General features: G+C 44.8%; 16 protein-coding genes, 1 tRNA gene and 1 riboswitch. Of the genes, 15 read left to right on the plus strand and 2 right to left on the minus strand.

Annotated features, from left to right (window positions below; genetic code table 11):
• The gene (gene ispG, locus G630_RS0106255) at positions 1–1059 is read left to right on the plus strand and encodes a flavodoxin-dependent (E)-4-hydroxy-3-methylbut-2-enyl-diphosphate synthase (protein WP_022763089.1); all 1059 of its coding nucleotides are present in this window, start codon (positions 1–3) and stop codon (positions 1057–1059) included.
• Between the two features lie 21 nt (positions 1060–1080).
• Positions 1081–5661, plus strand: a complete 4581-nt coding sequence (locus G630_RS0106260) for a PolC-type DNA polymerase III (protein ID WP_026498085.1) — start codon at positions 1081–1083, stop codon at positions 5659–5661.
• A 267-nt stretch (positions 5662–5928) separates the two neighbouring features.
• On the opposite strand, the gene G630_RS0106265 is transcribed toward G630_RS0106260, so the two are convergent.
• Entirely contained in the window at positions 5929–6810 is an 882-nt protein-coding gene (locus G630_RS0106265) for an acyltransferase domain-containing protein (RefSeq protein WP_155831943.1), read from the minus strand.
• A 726-nt stretch (positions 6811–7536) separates the two neighbouring features.
• Here G630_RS0106265 and G630_RS20995 point away from each other — a divergent pair.
• The 4 genes from G630_RS20995 to G630_RS0106285 all read left to right on the plus strand — a co-directional run bounded on the left by G630_RS20995 (position 7537) and on the right by G630_RS0106285 (position 12297).
• On the plus strand, positions 7537–9195 hold the full coding sequence (locus tag G630_RS20995) for a beta-N-acetylhexosaminidase (protein ID WP_044958804.1): 1659 nt from the start codon (positions 7537–7539) through the stop codon (positions 9193–9195).
• Positions 9196–9328: 133 nt separating this feature from the next.
• On the plus strand, positions 9329–10810 hold the full coding sequence (locus G630_RS23430; protein WP_196805758.1) for a GGDEF domain-containing protein: 1482 nt from the start codon (positions 9329–9331) through the stop codon (positions 10808–10810).
• A 13-nt stretch (positions 10811–10823) separates the two neighbouring features.
• The gene (locus tag G630_RS0106280; protein ID WP_026498087.1) at positions 10824–11588 is read left to right on the plus strand and encodes an inositol monophosphatase family protein; all 765 of its coding nucleotides are present in this window, start codon (positions 10824–10826) and stop codon (positions 11586–11588) included.
• Between the two features lie 19 nt (positions 11589–11607).
• On the plus strand, positions 11608–12297 hold the full coding sequence (locus G630_RS0106285; protein WP_026498088.1) for an AlkZ-related protein: 690 nt from the start codon (positions 11608–11610) through the stop codon (positions 12295–12297).
• A gap of 63 nt (positions 12298–12360) precedes the next feature.
• Here G630_RS0106285 and G630_RS0106290 read toward each other — a convergent pair.
• A tRNA-Glu gene (locus G630_RS0106290) sits at positions 12361–12432 on the minus strand.
• A gap of 280 nt (positions 12433–12712) precedes the next feature.
• Here G630_RS0106290 and xylB point away from each other — a divergent pair.
• The 9 genes from xylB (at position 12713) to G630_RS0106340 (ending at position 21987) form a co-directional block, all read left to right on the plus strand.
• On the plus strand, positions 12713–14182 hold the full coding sequence (xylB, locus tag G630_RS0106295) for a xylulokinase (RefSeq protein WP_026498089.1): 1470 nt from the start codon (positions 12713–12715) through the stop codon (positions 14180–14182).
• A gap of 53 nt (positions 14183–14235) precedes the next feature.
• A riboswitch (THF riboswitch) is annotated at positions 14236–14329 on the plus strand.
• A 70-nt stretch (positions 14330–14399) separates the two neighbouring features.
• A complete protein-coding gene (locus tag G630_RS0106305; RefSeq protein ID WP_026498090.1) occupies positions 14400–14984 on the plus strand; it encodes a folate family ECF transporter S component in 585 nt (194 codons plus the stop codon).
• A gap of 170 nt (positions 14985–15154) precedes the next feature.
• Positions 15155–15619 (plus strand): ribosome maturation factor RimP, encoded by a 465-nt coding sequence (rimP, locus tag G630_RS0106310; RefSeq protein ID WP_026498091.1) that lies wholly within the window; start codon positions 15155–15157, stop codon positions 15617–15619.
• Between the two features lie 50 nt (positions 15620–15669).
• Positions 15670–16887 (plus strand): transcription termination factor NusA, encoded by a 1218-nt coding sequence (nusA, locus tag G630_RS0106315; protein WP_022763100.1) that lies wholly within the window; start codon positions 15670–15672, stop codon positions 16885–16887.
• Positions 16888–16924: 37 nt separating this feature from the next.
• A complete protein-coding gene (gene rnpM, locus G630_RS0106320) occupies positions 16925–17191 on the plus strand; it encodes an RNase P modulator RnpM (protein WP_022763101.1) in 267 nt (88 codons plus the stop codon).
• Entirely contained in the window at positions 17184–17525 is a 342-nt protein-coding gene (locus G630_RS0106325) for a L7Ae/L30e/S12e/Gadd45 family ribosomal protein (RefSeq protein WP_022763102.1), read from the plus strand. The genes rnpM and G630_RS0106325 overlap by 8 nt, the downstream gene beginning before the upstream one ends.
• Positions 17512–20415: a translation initiation factor IF-2 gene (gene infB, locus G630_RS0106330; RefSeq protein ID WP_081667818.1), complete on the plus strand. Its 2904-nt coding sequence runs from the start codon at positions 17512–17514 to the stop codon at positions 20413–20415. Before G630_RS0106325 ends, infB begins: the two co-directional genes overlap by 14 nt.
• A gap of 195 nt (positions 20416–20610) precedes the next feature.
• Positions 20611–21018: a 30S ribosome-binding factor RbfA gene (rbfA, locus tag G630_RS0106335; RefSeq protein ID WP_022761953.1), complete on the plus strand. Its 408-nt coding sequence runs from the start codon at positions 20611–20613 to the stop codon at positions 21016–21018.
• Positions 21019–21021: 3 nt separating this feature from the next.
• A complete protein-coding gene (locus G630_RS0106340; RefSeq protein ID WP_026498093.1) occupies positions 21022–21987 on the plus strand; it encodes a DHH family phosphoesterase in 966 nt (321 codons plus the stop codon).
• The last annotated feature ends 5 nt before the right edge of the window (positions 21988–21992 follow it).

Below are 21992 nucleotides of genomic sequence, written 5' to 3' on the forward strand. Positions count from 1 at the left end.
ATGGCATACAGAGACAACACCAAAGTAGTTCACATTGGTAACAAGGTCATCGGCGGCGGCAACCCGATTATGATCCAGTCCATGACCAACACACCCACTGAGGATGTAGAGAAAACCGTAGCGCAGATACTTGCTCTTGAGGCGGCAGGTTGTGACATAGTTCGCAGTACCGTTCCGAATCAGGAAGCAGCAAATGCCATTAAAGAGATAAAGAAGCGCATACATATTCCGCTGGTGGCAGATATCCATTTTGATTACAAAATGGCGATTGCCGCTATGGAGAATGGCGCAGATAAGATAAGAATAAATCCCGGAAACATCGGTTCAAAGGATAGAATAGAAGCAGTTGTTAAAACCGCAAAGGAGAGAAACATCCCCATCAGAGTTGGCGTTAACAGCGGCTCACTTGAAAAAGAGCTTGTGGAAAAATACGGCGGCGTGACAGCAGAGGGCCTTGTGGAGAGCGCTCTTGATAAGGTTGGCATTATCGAGGACTTCGGATATGACAATCTTGTTATCAGCATCAAATCTTCCAACGTTATGCTTTGCGTAGATGCACACAAAAAGCTCGCAGAAAAGACAAATTATCCGCTTCATGTAGGAATTACAGAGGCAGGAACTCTTTACGGAGGAAATATCAAGTCTTCTATCGGACTTGGAATTATCCTTAACGAGGGCATCGGCGATACAATCCGCGTATCCCTCTCAGGCGATCCTACAGAGGAGATTCGCACTGCCAAAATGATACTTAAGACACTTGGCCTTAGAAAGGGCGGAATCGAAGTGGTTTCCTGTCCCACATGCGGAAGAACCAAGATTGACCTCATTGGACTTGCCAATGAAGTTGAGAAGATGGTTCAGGAATTCCCGCTTGATATCAAGGTTGCGGTTATGGGCTGCGCAGTAAACGGCCCCGGTGAAGCCAGAGAAGCCGATATAGGCGTGGCTGGCGGTATCGGTGAGGGGCTCCTTATCAAACGCGGCGAAGTAATTAGAAAAGTTCCGGAGGCTGAGCTCATTAGCGCCCTGCGCGATGAACTTGTTCATTGGAACGATTAATATATCGAAAGAGACCATCGTATGAGAAAACCATTCTTGGAGGTTTTCCAGACCTTAAAACTGGACCAACACACAAAAGAAGAACTGTCAGATGTGCAGGTTGAGAAAATATCCACCACCGAGAAAAAGGATCTCGTACGCATCTATTTATCCAGCAACCGTCTTATCGAAAAGGCGGATGTTGTAAAGGCAGAGAAGGAAATTAAAAATCAGCTTTTCAAGGAGACCAACCTGAAGGTCAAGATTTATGAAAGGTTCTTTCTCTCTGCCCAGTACACACCCCAGAATCTTCTGGAGATGTACAAGGACAGTATTCTGCTGGAATTTAAGAACTATGATCCAATAGAATATACGATTTTAAAATCCGCGGACTTCTCGTTTCCCGAATCAGACCGAGTAGAACTGATTCTCGAGGAGTCTGTTATTGCTGAGAAAAAATCCGAAGACATACAGCGTATTTTGGAAAAAATCCTGAATGAACGCTGCGGTTTTGCTGTGAAAATGGGCATCACCTATAAGAAGGCGACCGCTAAAAAGAAGGAAATCGATTATTCCAAGGAGACTTCAAAGCTTGCCAAGAGACTTGAAGAGGCCGAGGAGAGATCCGAGCAGAAGCACAAGGAAAAGGAAGCGGCGGCTGCTGCAAAGAAAGCAAAGGCAGAAGGAGCAGCTTCTTCCGATGCAAGTGCAGGAAAAGACGCGTCAAAGAATTCCCAGCAATCAGCCGGCAGCAAATTTGGCGGCAGTAAATTTGGTGGTGGCAGCAAGTTTTTCAAAAAGGGCACCGGCGTTGGATTCAAGCGCTCCGACGATCCCAATGTCATCTACGGAAGAGACTTCGACGAAGAGACCATCTCCATGGAAGAAATCGTGGGTGAGATGGGTGAAGTTACTGTCAGAGGAAAAATCATTAACTATGACAGACGAGACATCCGTAATGAGAAGGCTATTCTCATTTTCGCAATGACTGATTTTACCGACACCATTACTGTTAAGCTTTTCGCAAAACAGGAGAATGTGCCTGAGCTTGAGAAGGATATTAAGCCCGGTGCTTTTCTTAAGGTACGCGGAATTGCCATGGTTGATAAGTTCGATCATGAGGTATCAATCCAGAGCGTTGCCGGAATCCGCAAGATTCCTGACTTTACTGTAAAGCGCGTTGATGAAGAGGAAGTAAAAAGAGTTGAGCTTCACTGTCACACCAAGATGTCCGATATGGACGGAGTGTCTGAGGTAAAGGACATCGTCAAGCAGGCCTACAAGTGGGGCATGCCCGGAATTGCCATCACAGACCACGGCGTAGTTCAGGGCCTTACCGATGCGAACCATGCCTGGGAGGATCTCTGGAGCGCGGAAAAAGCAAAACGCAAGGAGGCGGGTGACAAGAATCCTGACAGACAGGACTTTTTCAAGGTAATCCAGGGTGTCGAGGGCTACCTCGTAGACGACTTAAAAGAGATAGTAATTAACAACAAGGGGCAGAAACTTGAGGGCTCCACCTTTGTAGTATTCGATATAGAAACAACGGGCTTTTCGCCTGTGAACAACAAGATAATTGAGATAGGCGCAGTAAAGATGAAGGATGGAGAGATTCTGGATCGTTTTTCGGAATTTATCGATCCTCTTGAACCCATACCCTTCAGAATCACCAAGCTCACCAGCATAACCGATGACATGGTAATCGGCTGTCCCACAAGGGATGAGATTATCCCTAAGTTCGTGGAGTTCTGCGGCGACGCTATTCTTGTGGGACATAATGTCAGCTTCGATATCAGCTTTATCAATGAAAACTGTAAGCAGCTTGGCATTGATGTAGACTACACTACCGTTGATACCATGGGACTTTCGAGGGCGTTTTATCCAAACCAGGCAAAGCATAACCTTGATGCACTTTGTAAGACACTGGGTGTTGTCAATGAGCACCATCACAGAGCGGTTGATGATGCTGAGTGTACTGCCAAGATTTTCCAGAAGTTCATACCGATGATTCAGAATGAAGGCGCGGACGACCTCACCAAGGTCAACGACCTCGGAGCATCGACACCGGATCTTGTAAAGCACCTCAGGACACACCACATCATTCTTCTTGCCAAGAATACGGTGGGACGTGTGAACCTGTATACGCTTATAAGTAAGTCCCACGTCGACTATTTTGCCAGATTCCCGAGAATTCCTAAGAGCGAACTGATCAAGCACAGGGAGGGACTTATTATCGGTTCCGCCTGCTGCGCGGGAGAGCTCTACGGCGCTGTTGTCGAGGGGCGCGCTGAGGATGAGATAGCAAAAATTGTAGACTTCTATGATTATCTGGAAATCCAGCCGGTTGCCAACAATCATTTCATGGTGGACTCAGAGCGCTATGAGGATATAAACTCGGATGATGATATTCGTGAGATAAATAAGAAAATCGTTAAGCTCGGCGAGCAGTACAACAAACCGGTTGTAGCAACCTGTGATGCACATTTCCTTAATCCCGATGATGAGATTTACAGAACCGTCATAATGGCGGGAAAAGGAATGGCAGACGAGGAACCGGCTCCGCTTTTCGTGCGCACGACTGCTGAGATGATGGCGGAGTTTGATTACCTGGGAGCTGCCAAGGCCAGAGAGGTTGTAATAGAAAACACCCGGGACATTGTGAAGAGATGCGACAGTATTTCCCCTGTCCGTCCCGACAAGTGTCCGCCTGTCATCGAGGATTCTGACGGTATTCTTACCAGAATCTGTTATGACAAGGCTCACGAAATATACGGTGAAAATCTCCCTGAGATAGTTGAGGAGAGACTTGAGAGAGAACTGAATTCAATCATAAAGAACGGCTTCGCGGTTATGTATATTATTGCGCAGAAGCTGGTTTGGAAGTCCGTGGAGGACGGGTATCTGGTTGGTTCTCGTGGTTCCGTAGGATCTTCTTTCGTTGCTTTTGCATCGGGAATTACCGAGGTTAATTCCCTCTCGCCGCACTATGTATGCCCGAAGTGCAAATACAGCGATTTTGATTCCGAAGAAGTATTGAAATACGGAGGTAATTCAGGCTGTGACATGCCTGATAAGCGCTGTCCAAAGTGCGGTCATATGATGGATAAGGACGGTTTCGACATTCCTTTTGAAACCTTCCTTGGATTCAAAGGAGATAAGGAGCCCGATATCGACTTGAACTTTTCCGGAGAATATCAGTCTAAGGCGCATAAGTATACCGAGGTTATTTTCGGTTACGGCCAGACCTTCAGAGCCGGAACAATTGCTGGTCTTGCGGATAAGACTGCCTATGGTTTTGTTAAGAAGTATTATGACGGAATCGGCGTCGGCAAGAGAAGATGTGAGATCGACAGAATTACTCAGGGCTGCATCGGTATTAGACGAGGAACAGGTCAGCATCCCGGCGGTATCATAGTACTTCCCGTGGGAGAGGATATTAACTCCTTTACACCGGTTCAGCACCCCGCTAATGATATGACGACGGCGACCATCACGACGCACTACGATTATCACTCAATCGACCACAACCTGCTAAAGCTTGATATTCTCGGACACGATGATCCGACGATGATAAGATTCCTTCAGGATTGTACCGGACTTGATCCCAAGACGGTGCCGCTTGATGATAAGAATGTCATGGAACTTTTCATGAGTACGAAGTCGCTCAACATCACGCCTGACCAGATAGGCGGGACAAAGCTTGGATGTCTTGGACTTCCCGAGTTTGGTACCGATTTTGCTATGAACATGGTTATCGATGCGCAGCCGACATCGCTGTCTCACCTTATTCGTATTTCCGGTCTGTCACACGGAACCGACGTATGGCTTGGAAATGCGCAGACCCTTATTCAGGAAGGTAAGGCTACAATCGATACCTGTATCTGCTGCCGTGATGATATCATGATCTACCTGATCCAGAAGGGACTTGATAAGTCTGAGTCCTTCAAGATCATGGAGGCGGTTCGTAAGGGAAAAGTTGCCAAGGGTAAGGAGAGCAACTGGGAAGCCTGGAAAAATGATATGAAGGAGCATGATGTTCCGGATTGGTACATCTGGTCCTGCGAGAAGATCAAGTACATGTTCCCTAAGGCGCACGCTGCAGCATATGTTATGATGGCGTGGCGTATAGCTTACTTCAAGGTTTATGTACCTCAGGCCTTCTATGCGGCATGGTTCTCGATAAGAGCTAAGGCGCTGAACTATGAGCACATGTTCCAGGGTGAAGGCACTCTTCACATGTGGATGACTGAATACAGAAACAAGGGCGATGAGATGACTAACGCCGAGCAGAACGAGCTCGCAGCTATGAGACTTGCGGAAGAGATGTACGAGCGTGGCATTGAAGTTATGCCCATCGATATCTTCAAGGCAGCCTCCAGATCCTTCACAGTCTGGGGAGACAAGATTATGCCCAGCCTTCTTAGTATCGACGGCCTCGGTGAAAAAGCTGCCGACCAGATCGTAGAAGCAGTTAAGGACGGTCCCTTCATTTCAAAGGACGACTTTAAACAGCGCACCAAGTGCCCTCAGGCAGTTGTCGACAAAATGGCTGAGATGGGACTTCTCGGAGATATCCCCGAGTCCAACCAGATCAGTATCTTTGACTTCATGATGGGTGGTTGATTGAGAGAATAAATGAAATAGGTTTATGCTATATCAAAATACGAGTAACTATTTACGGTATGATGATATAAGCATAAACCTATTTTTATAAAATTATGAAAATGGATTTACCAAAAACTAAAAGAAGATAAAAAATATGCGGTATAATAATAAAAAAGCCAAATTACAAACAAAGCAACAAAACAGTTAAAACAAAGCGGTAAAACCTAATAACCAAGAAGCATAAGAGAAAGAAATCCAAAGAGCAAGATGTTATAAGATCAAGTATTATAAAAATATTCGTTTCAAGCTTCCTTTTGCACATCCCACTTTACCACCATCCATCAGATATTTCTTCATGTTTCTTTGAAGAGTAGTGTTTTCTGGGAGAGATTTTAGCCATAGATATTCAGTACTATTATTTAATATCTGATGCCTGAGCTGCTCATTTGATCCTTGCTGTTCAAGCTGCCCGTCTGCTATTTTCCTCTCAAACTTATCTTGATTAGTAAGACTCTCAATCTGTCCGCCCGCCAGCTGATATACCCACTCCAGGAAATCCATGGGCTCAGGATCAACTTCATCAATATCAAACGCATTCTGGAATCGTATGATACGCGAATCAGGAGACAACAACTCCTTCAAAGCAGGCGACAACAGCCAGCTATCAAGAAGAATAGTATCTGAATCAGTTTCCGGATAATACTTCCTGAAGAAATCTTTTGCAGCGGCGACAGACTTATTTAACAGCTCAGCCTCAAGTCGAGCATCCGACGGAATGTGCATACTGAGAGAACTACTTTCTTCTACCAGTTCATATTCCAGCTCACCAATTCTGAAAAGCTTTGCTTCTGCCTGTCTTGTGGTCCAGAAGGCTCTGTCGTAGCCATAGCTTCCATAGGAAGTATGATACTCTTTTACAAATCTTGAAAAACACCCCATCGTCGCTAGGAATATCTCTTCGGGAAAAATCTTCCATGCACCGTTATCCCTATTTCTTACAGATATCAGAAGATGCTCGGTAAGACTCTTTATTCCGGGAAGTGTCTCCTCACCTGTTTTTGCGCGTAATAGGACAGCACCCGATACCTCATCAGGCATGCTGATTTTTTGAAGAAGTGATAGTAATAGAGCTTCTTCATTTTGTTTTGGGCTTATTCTTGTTTCCAATATTTCTGTCTCCATTTTGTGGAATTTCTTCTAATCTTGCAAAAATTCCTCTTACAAGCCAATGCCTGAATTTATATACTGGACATGGCCATTTCTTAATAACGAATTTTTGTAAACTATATTTCAAAATAATAACATCATGATAAGATATCTATATAACTAAATTAATCTACGAAGTAGATATAGTCAAATGACTTACTGAATCAGATTCGTGTTGAATAATACTTCAAGAAGATGATTTATGGAAGATTATTTGCCGGGGGTTGCGCTTATTATGTTCCGAAATACCAAGATAATGGGAAAATATAGAATATCTGGGTACAAGACTTTTTGTTGTTTACCAATATAATTGTAGTTTCACATTTATCATGGTATAAGAAGTAGCAATTGCTACCAAGAAAAAGACCAAATGGCAAATATCTTGGTAAAAAATCAGCAAGTCATTACCAAGAAAAACACTAAATAACAAATATATGGGTACAAATCAAACAAGTTACAGCCAAGAAAAATAGAAAACAACATATATCTGGGTAAAGGTCATACAAAAGTATACCAAGATAAACAAAAATTGAAGGAAATCTTGGTAGCAACCATCAAAAAGAGTACCAAGAAAATTGCAAATCAATTCCTTTCTTGGTAATAACCGACATACACCAAGAAAAACATTGTCGCTAAAAAACTCACATCAAGAAAAATATAGATTAACCATGAAAGAAAGGAGCCTCCATGAGTATCACAAAACTTCGCGAACTGGGTGTTATGGTAGATTGCTCGAGAAATGCAGTCATGAACATACCGGCATTAAAGGAACTCATAAAAATATGTCATGAATTTGGCTATGACTACATAGGGCTCTATACCGAGGACACCATCGAGGTGACAGGTGAGCCATACTTTGGATACCAAAGAGGACGCTATACGAGAGAAGAAATACAGGAAGCCGATACATATGCGCATAGCCTTGGCATGGAGCTTCGACCTTACATACAGACGCTTGCACACATCAACCAGATTACCGGATACACGGAATACAGCGAATGCATAGATGTTAATGACATCTTGCTTGTTGGGAATCCGCGCACGGAACAACTAATCGACAATATCCTTAAAACCGTCTCCGAGACTTACTCTACAAGAAAAGTGAATATCGGGATGGATGAAGCTCACATGGTGGGACTTGGAAAATATCTTGAACTTCACGGCTATCGGAACAGGGTTGATATCATCCTTGAACACCTTGAGCTAGTTGTGAGAATATGCAAAAAGTACGGCTTACAGCCCCAGATGTGGAGCGACATGTTTTTCAGACTTCTTACAGCGGGAGCATATGGAACGGAAAACAGCGAAGCTGCCAAGGAACTATCTGAAAATCTGTCCAAAATTAAAATTCCTGACGGACTTGAGCTTGTCTATTGGGATTATTACAGCACAGATGAAAAGCACTATGAGATGCTCCTGGACCAGCATAAGGCTCTCACCTCGAATACCTCATTTGCAGGCGGTGCCTGGAGATGGATGGGCTTTGCGCCTTACAATTCCTACAGTCTTCTTATTACAAAGGCGGCAATAAAAGCCTGTCTTTCAAAAGATATCGATTCCGCAGCCATGACTGCCTGGGGAGATGACGGCACGGAGTGCAGTATTTTTGCGGTACTGCCTGTGCTCTATGAAGCTCCAAGACTTGGCGGAAAACTACCTACTGACAACAATTCCGGTTCCAAGGAAGACAAAGTGCAAACATTTACAGCCATCACCGGTTACACGCTTGAAGAATTCATGCTCCTTGACCTTGTTAATCCAAACTGCGAAGGTAAAAAGAAAAACAACCTCTCCAAGATACTGCTTTTTAACGATCCGTTGCTTGGCTCCTTTGACAGCCTTGTTCCGGACGGCATCTCTTCTTACTATGAAAAAACTGCCCAGAAACTTTTCGATGTAACCCGAAAAGGAGATAGACGCTTTGACCACATTTTTGATTCAATGGGAAAACTCTGCCAGGTATTAGCACATAAAGCAGACCTTGGGTGCAGATTTAGAAAGGCCTACCAGGCAAACAACACACAAACGTTAAAAGGCATAGCAAAAGAAATCCCGCAAATAATCAATCTCCTCGATGACTTCTATGAAGCCTTCAGAAAGCAGTGGCTCTATGAAAACAAATCCTTCGGCTTCGAAGTGCAGACAGTCCGTATCGGGGGATTAAAACAACGCCTGGCGGACATAGCACTATACCTGGATGACTACCTTGGCGGAAGACTGGACAAAATTCAGGAACTCGAAACAGAAACTCTGCCTGTTGGCTACATTCTCGAAGGAGCCTCAGCAAACGAGGCTGAATTTAGCAGTTATCAGAAACTTGTAACCACAAGTAGACTTTCATGGTGATTGTTTTCATAAAACTTTAATTTGAGCATTTTGTTTGCACGATAGTATACTTATATTACGGAATTTTGATAATGAATAACTATGTTCACTAAAAGCATCAACGTGATTTAGGGGGCAATGAAGCATTATGTTCATGAACATGAAAAGGGCCAAGCTGACGGCTTGGGGAATGGCAATCTGCTTTTTGCTGATTCATGTACTTATGATCAGTATTTTTATTCAGTGCGGCGTTACGCCAATGGCGAAGTTTAACGTGTTCAGCATTGTCTTTTATATTTTTATGCTTTTCGTTGTTTATAAAGAGTGGCTGCAACTCTATGCGGTCGCTGTTTACCTGGAAGTTGCGGCTCACATGGTGCTTGCGGCGCTGCTCACCGGGTGGGGCAGTGGTTTTCAGATCACTCTTATAGGCATGAATGTTCTGGCATTTTTTGCTGAATACACGGGGAGAACTCTGAAACTGAAATACATACGTATGATGCCGATGTGCATACTTGGCATGATCTTTTATCTCTCCGTATATGTGTATCTACACTTTAATCCCGCGCCGTATGCCCTCCCTGAGAAGGCGGAATTCTGGCTTTCGATACTGTGGGGCGTTATCGTTTTTGTAATCAATCTGTTCGTGCTACAGTTCCTCGTTATAATAGCCAATAAATCGGAGGAACAGCTCGAATATCAGCTTTCTCATGATAAGCTCACAGGCCTTCCCAACAGATATTATCTGACTAATCACCTTGATACGCTTCAAAATGGAAAAGAGGATTATTGGATAGCGATTTCCGACATAGACGATTTTAAGAAGGTTAATGATACCTATGGACACAACTGCGGAGACTATGTTCTGAAAACTGTTGGCGAAATATTGTCCGACAGAGGAGCGCTGTGCTGCAGATGGGGCGGAGAGGAATTCCTGTTTGTCGCGAAAACATCCGAAATACCCAATGCATATGAGTTTTTGGAGAAAATCAGGAAAGAGATTGAAAAGCAGGATTTTGATTACGAGGGAATGCCGTTTAAAGTTACGATGACTTTCGGGGTATCAGCTTCAGAAGGGAAAAGAGTACATGATATAATTCATGATGCCGACGAGAAACTGTATCTTGGAAAACACAGTGGAAAAAACAGAGTAATAACTTCAAGGTATTCAGTGGAAAATCCTATTTTGGAGATTCAGGATCCGCTCACTCGTGTTAAGAACAAAGTCGCTTTTGAAAAGACAGAGGAATCTTTGAATCTGGATATACAGCACGGAGCAGCCAATTTCGGAATAGTTTTGATCAGCCTTAAAAATGTGGATGAGATTAATAAAAAGCATGGACAGGATAAGGGCGATGAGTATATCTTAGGTTCATGCAAGTTAATTTGCGGAGTTTATATCAACTCCCAGGTTTACAGAATTAAGCCGACAGAATTTGTTGTTGTCATAACGGGCAGCGATTACTATGCGCGCGGTGAACTGATGTCTGATCTTTCGGACGCATTCAAGAGATCGACTGATAGCAGCGATAATAATCCCTGGCACAGATATGAGGCTTCTATCGGGATGGCCGTATATAATGAAAATTCCAAAGACGTCTCGGAGGTTTTAAATCGAGCGAGGAGTCGGTTTTGAAAGGAATGTAACAATGATTGAAAAAATAAAAAATATTGCACGTAGGGCCGGAGACATAATGAAAAATGCCGAGCGTCCCAAGATAACAGAGAAGGCCGGGCATGCCAATTTTTGCACAGAGACGGATGAAAAGATTCAGGCGTTTCTTATAGAGAAGTTGCAGGAAGTTCTTCCCGAAACACAGTTTCTTGGTGAGGAAGACGGGCAGGACGTGTTCTCATCAAAAATGGAAAAGGGCTACTGTTTTGTGCTCGATCCGATAGACGGAACCTCCAATTTTATCTATGAATACAGACCGTCAGTGGTTTCTATAGGCCTTTTGAAGGATGGAAAACCGCATATGGCAGTAATCTATAACCCGTTTGATGACATGATGTTTTCAGCACAGGCGGGACAGGGTGCTTACATGAACGGCGAAAGAATAATGTCCACAGAGGCGCCGCTTTCAGATTCTCTGGTGGTATTTGGCACAGCGCCTTACTACGCGGGGCTTCAGGAGAGAACCTTTGAGATAGCAAAGAAGATTCTACCTCTTTGCGTAGATCTTCGAAGATCCGGAACCGCGGCGTGGGATATGTGCTGCGTTGCTCTTGGCAGATGCGCTTTATATTTCGAGATGAGAGTGCAGCTTTGGGACTATGCTGCGGCTGCGCTTATCGCACAGGAAGCCGGTTGCACGATTACGGATATTGATGGAAAACCGCTCGAATTCAGGGGGCCTACCTCAGCACTTTGCAGGGCGAGAGGAATCAAGGAGATTCCTGAGTGCTTTTTATAAAAAACAAATGGGAGGAAGTATGACATTTTCAGATGACTTCGTAATAAGCTCAATGGATGATCTCATGGCTATCATCGATGAAATGGGTTTTGTTCCGTTTTTCGAAAATGAGATAGAGGGCTTTTCAATTGAGGAGCACATTGATCCGAAATGTTGGTACGGCGGAAGTGACAGCTTCTGGGATGCCTGGGAGTGGAAGGGTCCCGTCATCAATAAGATGAAATGCGCCTACGGGAAATTCCTTAAAGGCAAGGCTATGTATATCAGCTCCAAGTGGTTTCCGGATTTTGCTAATTTTCGCAGAGACGGCTATGATTTCGATGCCAGATATGATGACGGACTTGCATCCTACCACGACAAGGAACTGTTCGAGCTGATAGATGCCAATGCACCGATTCTCTCAAAACCGCTGAAGAAGCTCGGCGATTACGGTAAGGGTGGCAAGAAGGGCTATGATACCATGATCACAAGACTTCAGAAGCAGTGCTATATAATCACCAGTGACTTCAAGTACGCGACAGACAAGTTTGGCAATCAGTACGGCTGGGGAATAGCAGAGTATTCAACTCCCGAGAAATTTTTCGGCAAAAAGTTCAGAGACAAAGTCTACAAAAGAACACCCGAGGAATCCTACGAAAAGATTCTCGGGCAGTTTTCAAAAATCCTCCCAGAGGCAGATGAAGCCAGTATACGGAAAATATTAAAATAGACAATAAAAAATCCAAACTACTTGGTAGTTTGGACGATAGGGTTGGGCTGTTTACACAGTCAGTAGCTCGTAGCGGAATCGAACCGCTGATTCTGCCGTGAGAGGGCAGCGTCTTAGCCGCTTGACCAACGAGCCATATTGTTTTTTGTTGTCGCCTTTCGTTTGGCGACTTGATTATATTATTACAACTTCCAAAATAATGCAAGTACTTTTTTGAAAAAAATTAAAAAAATTTCAAAAGGCAAAAAATGTTATTGCAACAATTAGGAATTAAAAAGCAAAAAGTGTAATGCCAAGATAGACAAAAAACATTATAATTATCATTGTGCGATAGTGTCGTTGGGGATGACTTTTCACTGGGACATATGGCATGAAAAAAGTAAAAAAAGACACAAAAGAAATTGGGAGGTTACATATGCTTTACATAGGTGTAGATCTTGGAACATCATCGGTTAAGCTTGTACTCATGGATGAGACAGGTAAGATTCACGGCACAGCCACAAGGGAGTATCCTTTATATTTCCCGCAGCCCGGTTGGTCAGAGCAGAAGCCTGAGGACTGGTACACACAGGCTGTAGAGGGACTTAAGGAACTTCTTAAGGATGTTGATAAGTCACAGGTTGCCGGCATCAGCTTTGGCGGACAGATGCACGGACTTGTTATTCTTGATGAGAATGATAATGTTATCCGTCCCGCAATCCTTTGGAATGACGGCAGAACTCAGAAACAGGTAGATTACCTTAATAACGAGATCGGTAAGGATAAGCTTTCCGAGTACACAGCAAATATTGCTTTCGCTGGATTCACTGCTCCAAAGATTCTCTGGATCAAGGAGAACGAGCCTGAGAACTTCAAGAAGATTAAGAAGATAATGCTTCCCAAGGATTATCTTGCATATAAATTCACAGGAACTTTCTGCACGGATTACTCTGATGCATCAGGAATGCTCCTTCTTGACGTTAAGAACCGCAAGTGGTCTGAAGAGATGTGCAAGCTTTGCGACATCACTACAGATATGCTTCCGGGGCTCTATGAGAGTTATGAGAAGGTTGGCGAGCTCACAGCAGAGCTTTCTTCCGAGCTTGGACTTAAGAGCGGTGTAGTTGTGGCAGCAGGCGCAGGCGACAACGCAGCAGCTGCTGTTGGAACAGGTACAGTAGGTAACAACAAGTGCAACATTTCACTTGGAACCAGCGGAACAATTTTCATGTCCTCCAATAACTTCGCAGTGGACAGCAATAATGCGCTTCATTCCTTCGACCATGCGGACGGACACTTCCATCTCATGGGCTGCATGCTCAGCGCAGCAAGCTGCAACAAGTGGTGGAATGATGAGATTCTTAAGACCAAGGATTATGCAGCAGAGCAGAAGGGTATTGAGAAGCTTGGCGAGAACCACGTATTCTTCCTTCCTTACCTTATGGGTGAGAGATCTCCCTGGAATAATCCGAATGCCCGCGCTACCTTTACAGGCATTACAATGGATACCACAAGAGAGGATATGACTCAGGCAGTGCTCGAGGGCGTTGCTTTCGCTACAAGAGATATGTACGAAGTTGCCAAGAGCATCGGCGTTAAGCCCGAGAGAACTATGATCTGCGGTGGTGGTGCTAAGAGCCCTCTCTGGAGAAAAATGATTGCGAACATTCTTAATATAGAAGTAGATGTTCCTGTTTGCGAAGAGGGACCCGGCATGGGCGGCGCTATGCTTGCCATGGTTGCATGCGGTGCTTACGCAAGTGTTGAGGATGCTGCGGCTGCTATCGTTAAGGTTGATAAGACCGAGAAGCCCGATCCCGCTCTTGTTGAGAAGTATGAGGCAAGATATCAGCAGTTCAAGAACATTTATCCTGCACTCGCTGACACTTTTGATAAGATTATCTGAACGTATTGACGGGACGAGGTTTATTGGTATAATTAGTCTCGTAAACAAAAACAAGCAGAGTAGAATCCGGTGCGTTAAGTGCCATCTGGACAGGGACTGCCAGAAGGACGAAGGGCAACCGCGGTGTCGGATTCGGTTCCCACTGTAGCATATCGAATGTGTTGTAATTTCAGACACCTCCTTGTGCATACTGTGGAATGCATTAGGAGGTGTTTTTATGCAGAAAAATGTAACAGTTAATGAAGCAAATGAGATCAGTGTAAACAGATGGCTCAGATCCCTGAATGAGTTCAAGAGCCTACGAAACGTAGTGTTTTGTGGAATGATGGCTGCTGTAGCGATTATCCTCGGCTATGTAGCCACCATCAGAATCGGTCAGTTTATCAGAATCGGTTTCTCGGGACTCCCGAATCAGGTTGTAGACTATCTCTTCGGACCTGCGGTAGGTGCTATCTTCGGAGCGGCGCTTGATATCATCAAGTGGTTTTTACAGCCCTCAGGTGATTTCTTCCCGGGCTTTACAATCAGTGCGGCCCTTGGCGGAATTATCTATGGCTTCGCATTTTATAAAAAGAACATAACTCTTCCGAGAATCTTTGTGGCTCAGCTTATTGTCAAAGTCTTCGTAAATATCGGACTCAATTCACTCTGGCTCAAGATGCTCTACGATCAGGCGATAATTGCGATGCTTCCGGGAAGAGTATTATCCAATGCAATAATGCTCCCTATTGACACTTTTATCACTTATGCAATGCTCAAGGCTATAGAGAGAACAATCAAGCCTATGATGCAGGGACTTTGATGGATATGGGCTTTACACAATCTTTACTTGACAAAAAGCAGTAGCGGTGCTACATTACACTTGTAACTTAATAATAATTCAGACTAGAAGTGGACTTGCAAGAGTCCACTTTTTCTATGCAAGTGCATTTGTAAAGAAATTTATGCACGCTTGCGTAAGAGGAATATCCTATGTCCAGAAGAGAAGAAATAGAGAACAAGACAGAAGCTCTTCTTAAGCCGATAGCTGAGAAGAACGAAGTTCGAATCTACGACGTCGAATTTGTTAAGGAAGCGGGACAGTGGTACCTGCGAGCTTACATTGACAGAGATGGCGGAGTTGATATTAACAAATGCGTGGATGTCAGCCACGAGCTCTCCGATGCTCTTGATGAACACGACTTCATCGACGAAGAGTACATCCTTGAAGTCAGCAGCCCGGGACTTGGCAGAGCACTTAAAAAGGACAGACATTTTGAGAACAGCTTAGGCCAGGAGGTTGACGTCAAGCTTTACAAGGCTCAGGACGGCACCAAGGAATTCGCCGGAAATTTAAAGAGCTACGATTCAGATACAATCACAATCGAAACTCCCACCGGAGACAAAACATTCATTAGAAAAGAAGTTTCAAGCGTTAAGCTTACGCTGGACTTTTAACATTAAATATGTATATTCACAAACTTTCATAGATCAAGGAGAAAAAAACTATGAGTAAAGAATTGATGGACGCACTCGATTTGCTTGAGAAGGAGAAGAACATAAGCAGAGATTCTCTGTTTGATGCTATCGAGAACTCACTCATCACTGCCTGCAAGAATAACTTTGGCAGAGCTGAGAACATCCGTGTTGAAGTTGATCGCGATACCTGCGATTTCAGATGCTTCGCTGACAAGGAAGTTGTTGAGCTCGAGGACGACGTAATGGATCCCCTTCTTGAGATCTGTCTTGATGATGCACATAAGATCGATCCTAAGGCGCAGATCGGCGATATTGTTGCGGTTTCACTTAATTCCAAGGAATTCGGACGTATCGCAACACAGAATGCGAAGAACGTAATCCTTCAGAAAATCCGCGAGGAGGAGAAGGACGCAATCTACAGCGAGTATTATGAGCATGAGCATGACATCGTTACAGGTGTAGTTCAGAGATTCATCGGTAAAAATATCAGCATCAACCTTGGTAAGGCTGACGCTATGCTCAATGAGAACGAGCAGGTTAAGACTGAGCACTATCGTCCCACAGAGCGTATCAAGGTTTACATTCTTGAAGTTAGAAACGGAAACAAGGGTCCCAGAATTCTTGTATCCCGTACACATCCCGATCTCGTTAAGAGACTCTTCGAGCAGGAAGTTGCTGAGATTCAGGATGGGACAGTTGAGATTAAGAGTATTGCCAGAGAAGCCGGCAATCGTACAAAGATTGCTGTTTATTCCAATAACCCCAACGTTGATGCGGTTGGTGCCTGCGTTGGTGTGAACGGAAGCAGAGTTAACCTTATTGTTGATGAGCTCAACGGTGAGAAGATCGATATCGTTAACTGGGATGAGAACCCCGGAAACCTTATTCAGAATGCACTTTCACCTGCAAAGATTGTTGCAGTTTTTGCTGATCCCGATGAGAAGAGCGCAAAGGTAGTTGTTCCTGATTACCAGCTCTCACTTGCAATCGGTAAGGAAGGTCAGAACGCAAGACTTGCTGCACGTCTTACAGGTTATAAGATTGATATCAAGAGTGAGACTCAGGCTAAGGATGCTCCCGGATTCCGCATCGAGGATTACATGGATGATGAGGAAGAGTACGATGAGTACGAGGAAGGCGAGTACACCGAAGAGGGTGAGTATGCCGAGGATGGAGAGTATGAAGAGGCTGAGTACGAGGAAGAGGCTGCAGCTGATGCTGAAGAAGAGACTTCCGAGGAAGAGTAATTACAGAACGCTTCGTTACTATATATAAAGGATAATTATGGAAAAAAAGAAACCTATGCGAAAATGCGTCGGTTGCGGAGAAAGCAAGGAAAAAGCGATGTTGATCCGCGTTATCCGGGATACGAACGGAGAGATTCATTTGGATCCGACCGGACGTGCGAACGGAAGAGGCGCTTATGTATGCAGGGATGCCGGGTGTCTTGAGAAGGCCATCAAGAGAAAAGGTCTTGAGAGATCACTTAAGGTCAGCATTCCGGAGGAAACTCTGGAACAGTTAAAGAAGGAGCTTGAGGTAAATGGATGAAAATAAAATTTACTCTCTGCTCGGATTATGTCAAAAGGCAGGAAAACTTGTAAGCGGTGAGTTTGCGGTTGAGAATGCCATAAAGAGCGGGAAAGCCTGTATGGTCATTGTGAGCAGCGATGCTTCAAATAATACGGGCAAGAAATTCCGGGATAAATGTGATTATTATGATGTGCCGTTTTTCATGTTTGGGGACAAAGAGAAGTTAGGACATGCGATCGGCAAAGAAGTTCGAACGAGTATTGCGATCACGGACATGGGATTTGCAAAAAGCTTTCAGAAGAACTTACGCGTAGATGAATTGTACGGAGGAAATGCGAATGTCGAAAATTAAAATATCCGAACTCGCTTCGGAACTTGGTGTTGAAAGTAAGGAGCTTGTGGCATACCTGCAGGAGCAGGGTGTTGAGGCTGCAAAGAGATCAACAAGTTCAGTCGAAGACGATGATGCGGAGAAGGTAAGGAAACACTTCGGAAGCGGAAAGGCAGATGCTAAAAAGGAGAAGGCTGAGGCTCCTGCAAAGGAAGTAAAAGAGCAGGCTCCTGCTAAAGAGGATGCGTCAAAAGCTACATCTTCGTCCGATGATAAAAAGGCTCAGAAGCCCCTTAAGAAAAAGCCCGAAGGTGAAGGTGCGGTTAAAAAGAAGAAAAATATCATTTTTGTAACCAACCCCAATAACTCAAAGAGCGGCAATTTCCAGGGTAACCAGAATAATCAGAATCGCGGTACCCAGAATAAAAACCAGAACCGTGATAATAACAGAGGTGGTCAGAAGCAGGGTACATTTGCCCGTTCACAGAATGTATATCATCCGATTAAGCCTTTGACAGCACCGTCACAGCTTGAGTCTTATAACACAGATATACCTAAATATCAGGAGACTGCAGCAAAGCCTGCTAAGGCAGAGACACCTAAAACAGAACCTGCTAAGAAGCCCGTACAGGCAGCAGAGACACCTGCAAAGCCTGTGGCAGCAGAGGTACAGCAGAAGCCTCAGACTGAGAATCGTGAGAACCGTGTAAACCGTGAGAATCGCGATAACCGTGAGAACCGTGAGAACAGAGGCGGAGAACTCAGAAGAGGAGAAGGAAGAGATCAGGGCGGCCAGCAGCGCAGAGGCTCTCAGAACGACAGAAGAGGTGCAGCTCAGGGTGCTCCTCGTCAGAATATGGGCGGAGCAAGACCCGGACAGGGCGCACAGGGAAGACCCGGCGACCGTCAGCAGGGCAAAGGAAAAGATTTTGCAAAAGGACAGGGCAGAGGCGGATTTGACGCAGCTCCCATGAACGAAGGCGGTAAGGGCGAAGGAAAGAGACGCTCCGGCCAGGATAAGGATAAGAGATCTAAGAAAGATCATATTTATGAAGAGAATGAAGAGATGATGCCCAGAAGTAAGAGGGTTGGTCGCTTCATTAAGCCTGAAGTTAAAAAGGTAGAGGAGCCAGAGGAGCAGATCAAGGTTATCACAATTCCTGAGAAGCTTACGATCAAGGAACTCGCCGATAAGATGAAGCTTCAGCCTTCAGCTATTATCAAGAAGCTTTTCATGGCAGGTCAGATCGTTACCGTTAACTCAGAGCTTTCATACGAAGATGCTGAGAATATCGCGATCGATTATGATATCATCTGCGAGAAGGAAGTTCAGGTAGACGTTATCGAGGAACTTCTTAAGGAGGAAGAGGAGGACGAGAGCCTTCTTACATCCAGACCTCCGGTTGTCTGCGTAATGGGTCACGTCGATCATGGTAAGACATCACTTCTTGATGCTATCCGTGACACAAGCGTTACTGATAAAGAGGCCGGTGGTATCACACAGCGTATCGGTGCTTATCAGATCAAGGTTCAGGATAGAAAGATCACATTCCTTGATACACCCGGACACGAAGCTTTCACAGCTATGCGTATGCGTGGTGCAAATTCTACAGATATTGCAGTTCTCGTAGTTGCAGCGGATGACGGTGTTATGCCTCAGACAATCGAGGCTATCAACCATGCTAAGGCTGCAGGCGTTGAGATAATTGTTGCTGTCAACAAGATTGATAAGCCCAGCGCTAACGTTGACAGAGTTAAGCAGGAGATGACAGAGTACGGCCTTATTGCTACAGATTGGGGCGGATCAACAGAGTTTGTTCCCGTTTCCGCTAAGACCGGCGAGGGTATGGATGTGCTTCTTGACACAATCCTTATCACTGCTGACATCCTTGAGCTTAAGGCTAATGCAAACCGTGAGGCAAGAGGTCTTGTCCTCGAGGCTAAGCTTGATAAGGGTCGCGGCCCCGTTGCCAACGTACTTGTACAGAAGGGTACACTCCATGTGGGAGACTTCATTTCTGCAGGTGCATGCTCCGGTAAGGTTCGTGCGATGATAGATGACAAGGGTAAGAGACTTAAAGAGGCTAAGCCTTCACAGCCCGTTGAGATTCTCGGCCTTTCAGATGTTCCGGGAGCAGGAGAGGTATTCCTTGGACACCAGAGCGACAAGGAAGCTAAACAGTACGCTAATACATATCTTCAGCAGCAGAAGAAGGATCTTATCGAGGAGACTAAGGCTAAGATGTCACTCGATGATCTGTACTCCAAGATTGAGGAAGGTAAGTTAAAAGAGCTTGATATCATTATCAAGGCTGACGTTCAGGGTAGTGTGGAAGCTCTTAAGGCAAGTCTTCTTAAGCTTTCAAATGACGAGGTTGTTGTTAAGGTTATCCACGGCGGTGTTGGTGCCATCACTGAGTCTGATGTATCACTTGCCGCTGCATCCAATGCGATCATCATCGGATTTGACGTTCGTCCCGATGCGGTTGCAAAGAGCACAGCTGAGCACGAAGGCGTAGAGATCAAGCTTTACAAGGTTATCTACCAGGCTATCGAGGATGTTGAATACGCTATGAAGGGTATGCTTGCTCCCGTATATGAGGAGAAGGTTATCGGACACGCTGAGATCCGTCAGCTCTTCAAGGCTTCCAAGGTTGGTAATATCGCCGGTGCTATCGTTACTGACGGTATGGTCCAGAAGGATTGCAAGGTTCGCATCTCCAGAGATGGCGAGCAGATCTTCGAAGGTGATCTTGCAACTCTTAAGAGATTTAAGGATGATGTCAAGGAAGTTAAGGACGGATACGAGTGTGGTATGGTATTTGACGGCTTTGACCAGATCAATGTAGGCGATATCGTAGAAGCATACATCATGGTCGAGATTCCTCGTGAGAAGTTAGACAAGAAATAACAGCCTTCCCCTTGGGGGCGCAAAAAATAAAAGCCTTCCCCTTGGGGGCGCTCGACGTCCGGGGTTGCTACTCGTCCGGGGGACGAGTGCTTAGCAACGACCGGAGTGGAACGTAGACCGTCGGTCCAGCGCGGACCGAAGCGGAGCGTAGACAAGGTGGCACGAAGTGCCGGATGAGGGGCATGGAGTAAAAATATGAGAAAAAACAGTATAAAAAATATCCGTATAAACGGTGAAGTACAAAAGGTCATATCTGAGGCAATCAGATACAGCAAGGACCCCAGGATCAGCCCCATGACATCCGTTATGGATGTCGAGGTTGCACCTGACCTTAAGACCTGTAAAGTATGGGTTTCCGTAATGGGCAACGATGAGGACAGACTCCGCACTGAGGAAGGCCTCAAATCCGCTGCTGGCTACATCAGAAGTACAGTAGCCAAGGAACTCAATATGCGTTACACCCCCGAGCTCAGATTCATCATGGATGATTCAATTGAGTATGCCATCAACATGTCGAAGAAAATCGACGAAGTTGCAGCAAAGGACGCAGCTGCAAAGGCAGCAAGGGGAGAAGTGGACGAAGAACCCACAGAGGAAGAATAATAGATGAGAATAGACGAACTCGTAAAGGACGCCAAAACCATTGGAATCGGTGGGCATATTCGCCCCGACGGAGATTGTGTTGGCTCTACAATGGCATTATATCTCTATTTAAAAAAGAATTATCCGGATCTCAAGGTGGACGTTTTTCTTGAAAAGATTCCCGAGAGCTATAAGATAATCGAAGCTACTGCTGAGGTTAAATCGGACTTTAAGACTAACGTCGACAGCTATGATATTTTCTTTGCCCTCGACTGTGGAAAAGAAAGACTCGGAGATGCTGAGAAATTCTTTGATGCCGCAAAAAAGACAGTTAATATAGACCATCATGTCAGCAATGAAGGTACAGGTGATGAGAATTATATTGTTCCCACAGCCAGTTCAGCATGTGAGCTTGTTTATGATTGCATTGATAAGGACAAGCTTGACGCTGAGATAGCCAAGGCTATCTACATGGGAATAATTACAGATACCGGGGTATTCAAGTATTCAAACACATCACCCGCTACCATGCAGGTAGCTTCGGATCTCATAGGCTATGGTTTTGATTTTGGAAGCCTTATAGATTCTGTATTCTATGAGAAGACCTATGTTCAGAACCAGATAATGGGACGAGCACTTCTTGAGAGCATGCTTTTCATGCACGGAGACTGCATCGTGAGTGTGGTATCCAGACAAACGATGGACTTTTATCACGCTGAATCCAGTGATCTCGACGGAATAGTCAGCCAGCTCCTTCTGACAACAGGTACGGAGTGTGCAATTTTCATGTATGAGATCGGAAGCCTTGAGTACAAAGTCAGCCTTCGCTCCAAGGGAAAAGTGAATGTTGCAAAGATCGCAGAGCTTTTCGGCGGTGGCGGACATTCAAGAGCTGCGGGCTGTACCATGAACGGAACCCAGCATGATATAATAAACTCACTTTCAGAGTATATTGAGAGAGATTTGAAGGGCGTTCTCGCTGCAAAATAAATATA

This window comes from Butyrivibrio sp. WCD2001 (assembly GCF_000424485.1).
Taxonomy (GTDB): domain Bacteria; phylum Bacillota; class Clostridia; order Lachnospirales; family Lachnospiraceae; genus Butyrivibrio.

What these genes read in the sequence shown, in the direction of transcription:
- ispG (WP_022763089.1), top strand. Translation starts at nt 1, where the DNA reads ATGGCATACAGAGACAACACCAAAGTAGTTCACATTGGTAACAAGGTC.
- G630_RS0106260 (WP_026498085.1), top strand. Translation starts at nt 1,081, where the DNA reads ATGAGAAAACCATTCTTGGAGGTTTTCCAGACCTTAAAACTGGACCAA.
- G630_RS20995 (WP_044958804.1), top strand. Translation starts at nt 7,537, where the DNA reads ATGAGTATCACAAAACTTCGCGAACTGGGTGTTATGGTAGATTGCTCG.
- G630_RS23430 (WP_196805758.1), top strand. Translation starts at nt 9,329, where the DNA reads ATGAACATGAAAAGGGCCAAGCTGACGGCTTGGGGAATGGCAATCTGC.
- G630_RS0106280 (WP_026498087.1), top strand. Translation starts at nt 10,824, where the DNA reads ATGATTGAAAAAATAAAAAATATTGCACGTAGGGCCGGAGACATAATG.
- G630_RS0106285 (WP_026498088.1), top strand. Translation starts at nt 11,608, where the DNA reads ATGACATTTTCAGATGACTTCGTAATAAGCTCAATGGATGATCTCATG.
- xylB (WP_026498089.1), top strand. Translation starts at nt 12,713, where the DNA reads ATGCTTTACATAGGTGTAGATCTTGGAACATCATCGGTTAAGCTTGTA.
- G630_RS0106305 (WP_026498090.1), top strand. Translation starts at nt 14,400, where the DNA reads ATGCAGAAAAATGTAACAGTTAATGAAGCAAATGAGATCAGTGTAAAC.
- rimP (WP_026498091.1), top strand. Translation starts at nt 15,155, where the DNA reads ATGTCCAGAAGAGAAGAAATAGAGAACAAGACAGAAGCTCTTCTTAAG.
- nusA (WP_022763100.1), top strand. Translation starts at nt 15,670, where the DNA reads ATGAGTAAAGAATTGATGGACGCACTCGATTTGCTTGAGAAGGAGAAG.
- rnpM (WP_022763101.1), top strand. Translation starts at nt 16,925, where the DNA reads ATGGAAAAAAAGAAACCTATGCGAAAATGCGTCGGTTGCGGAGAAAGC.
- G630_RS0106325 (WP_022763102.1), top strand. Translation starts at nt 17,184, where the DNA reads ATGGATGAAAATAAAATTTACTCTCTGCTCGGATTATGTCAAAAGGCA.
- infB (WP_081667818.1), top strand. Translation starts at nt 17,512, where the DNA reads ATGTCGAAAATTAAAATATCCGAACTCGCTTCGGAACTTGGTGTTGAA.
- rbfA (WP_022761953.1), top strand. Translation starts at nt 20,611, where the DNA reads ATGAGAAAAAACAGTATAAAAAATATCCGTATAAACGGTGAAGTACAA.
- G630_RS0106340 (WP_026498093.1), top strand. Translation starts at nt 21,022, where the DNA reads ATGAGAATAGACGAACTCGTAAAGGACGCCAAAACCATTGGAATCGGT.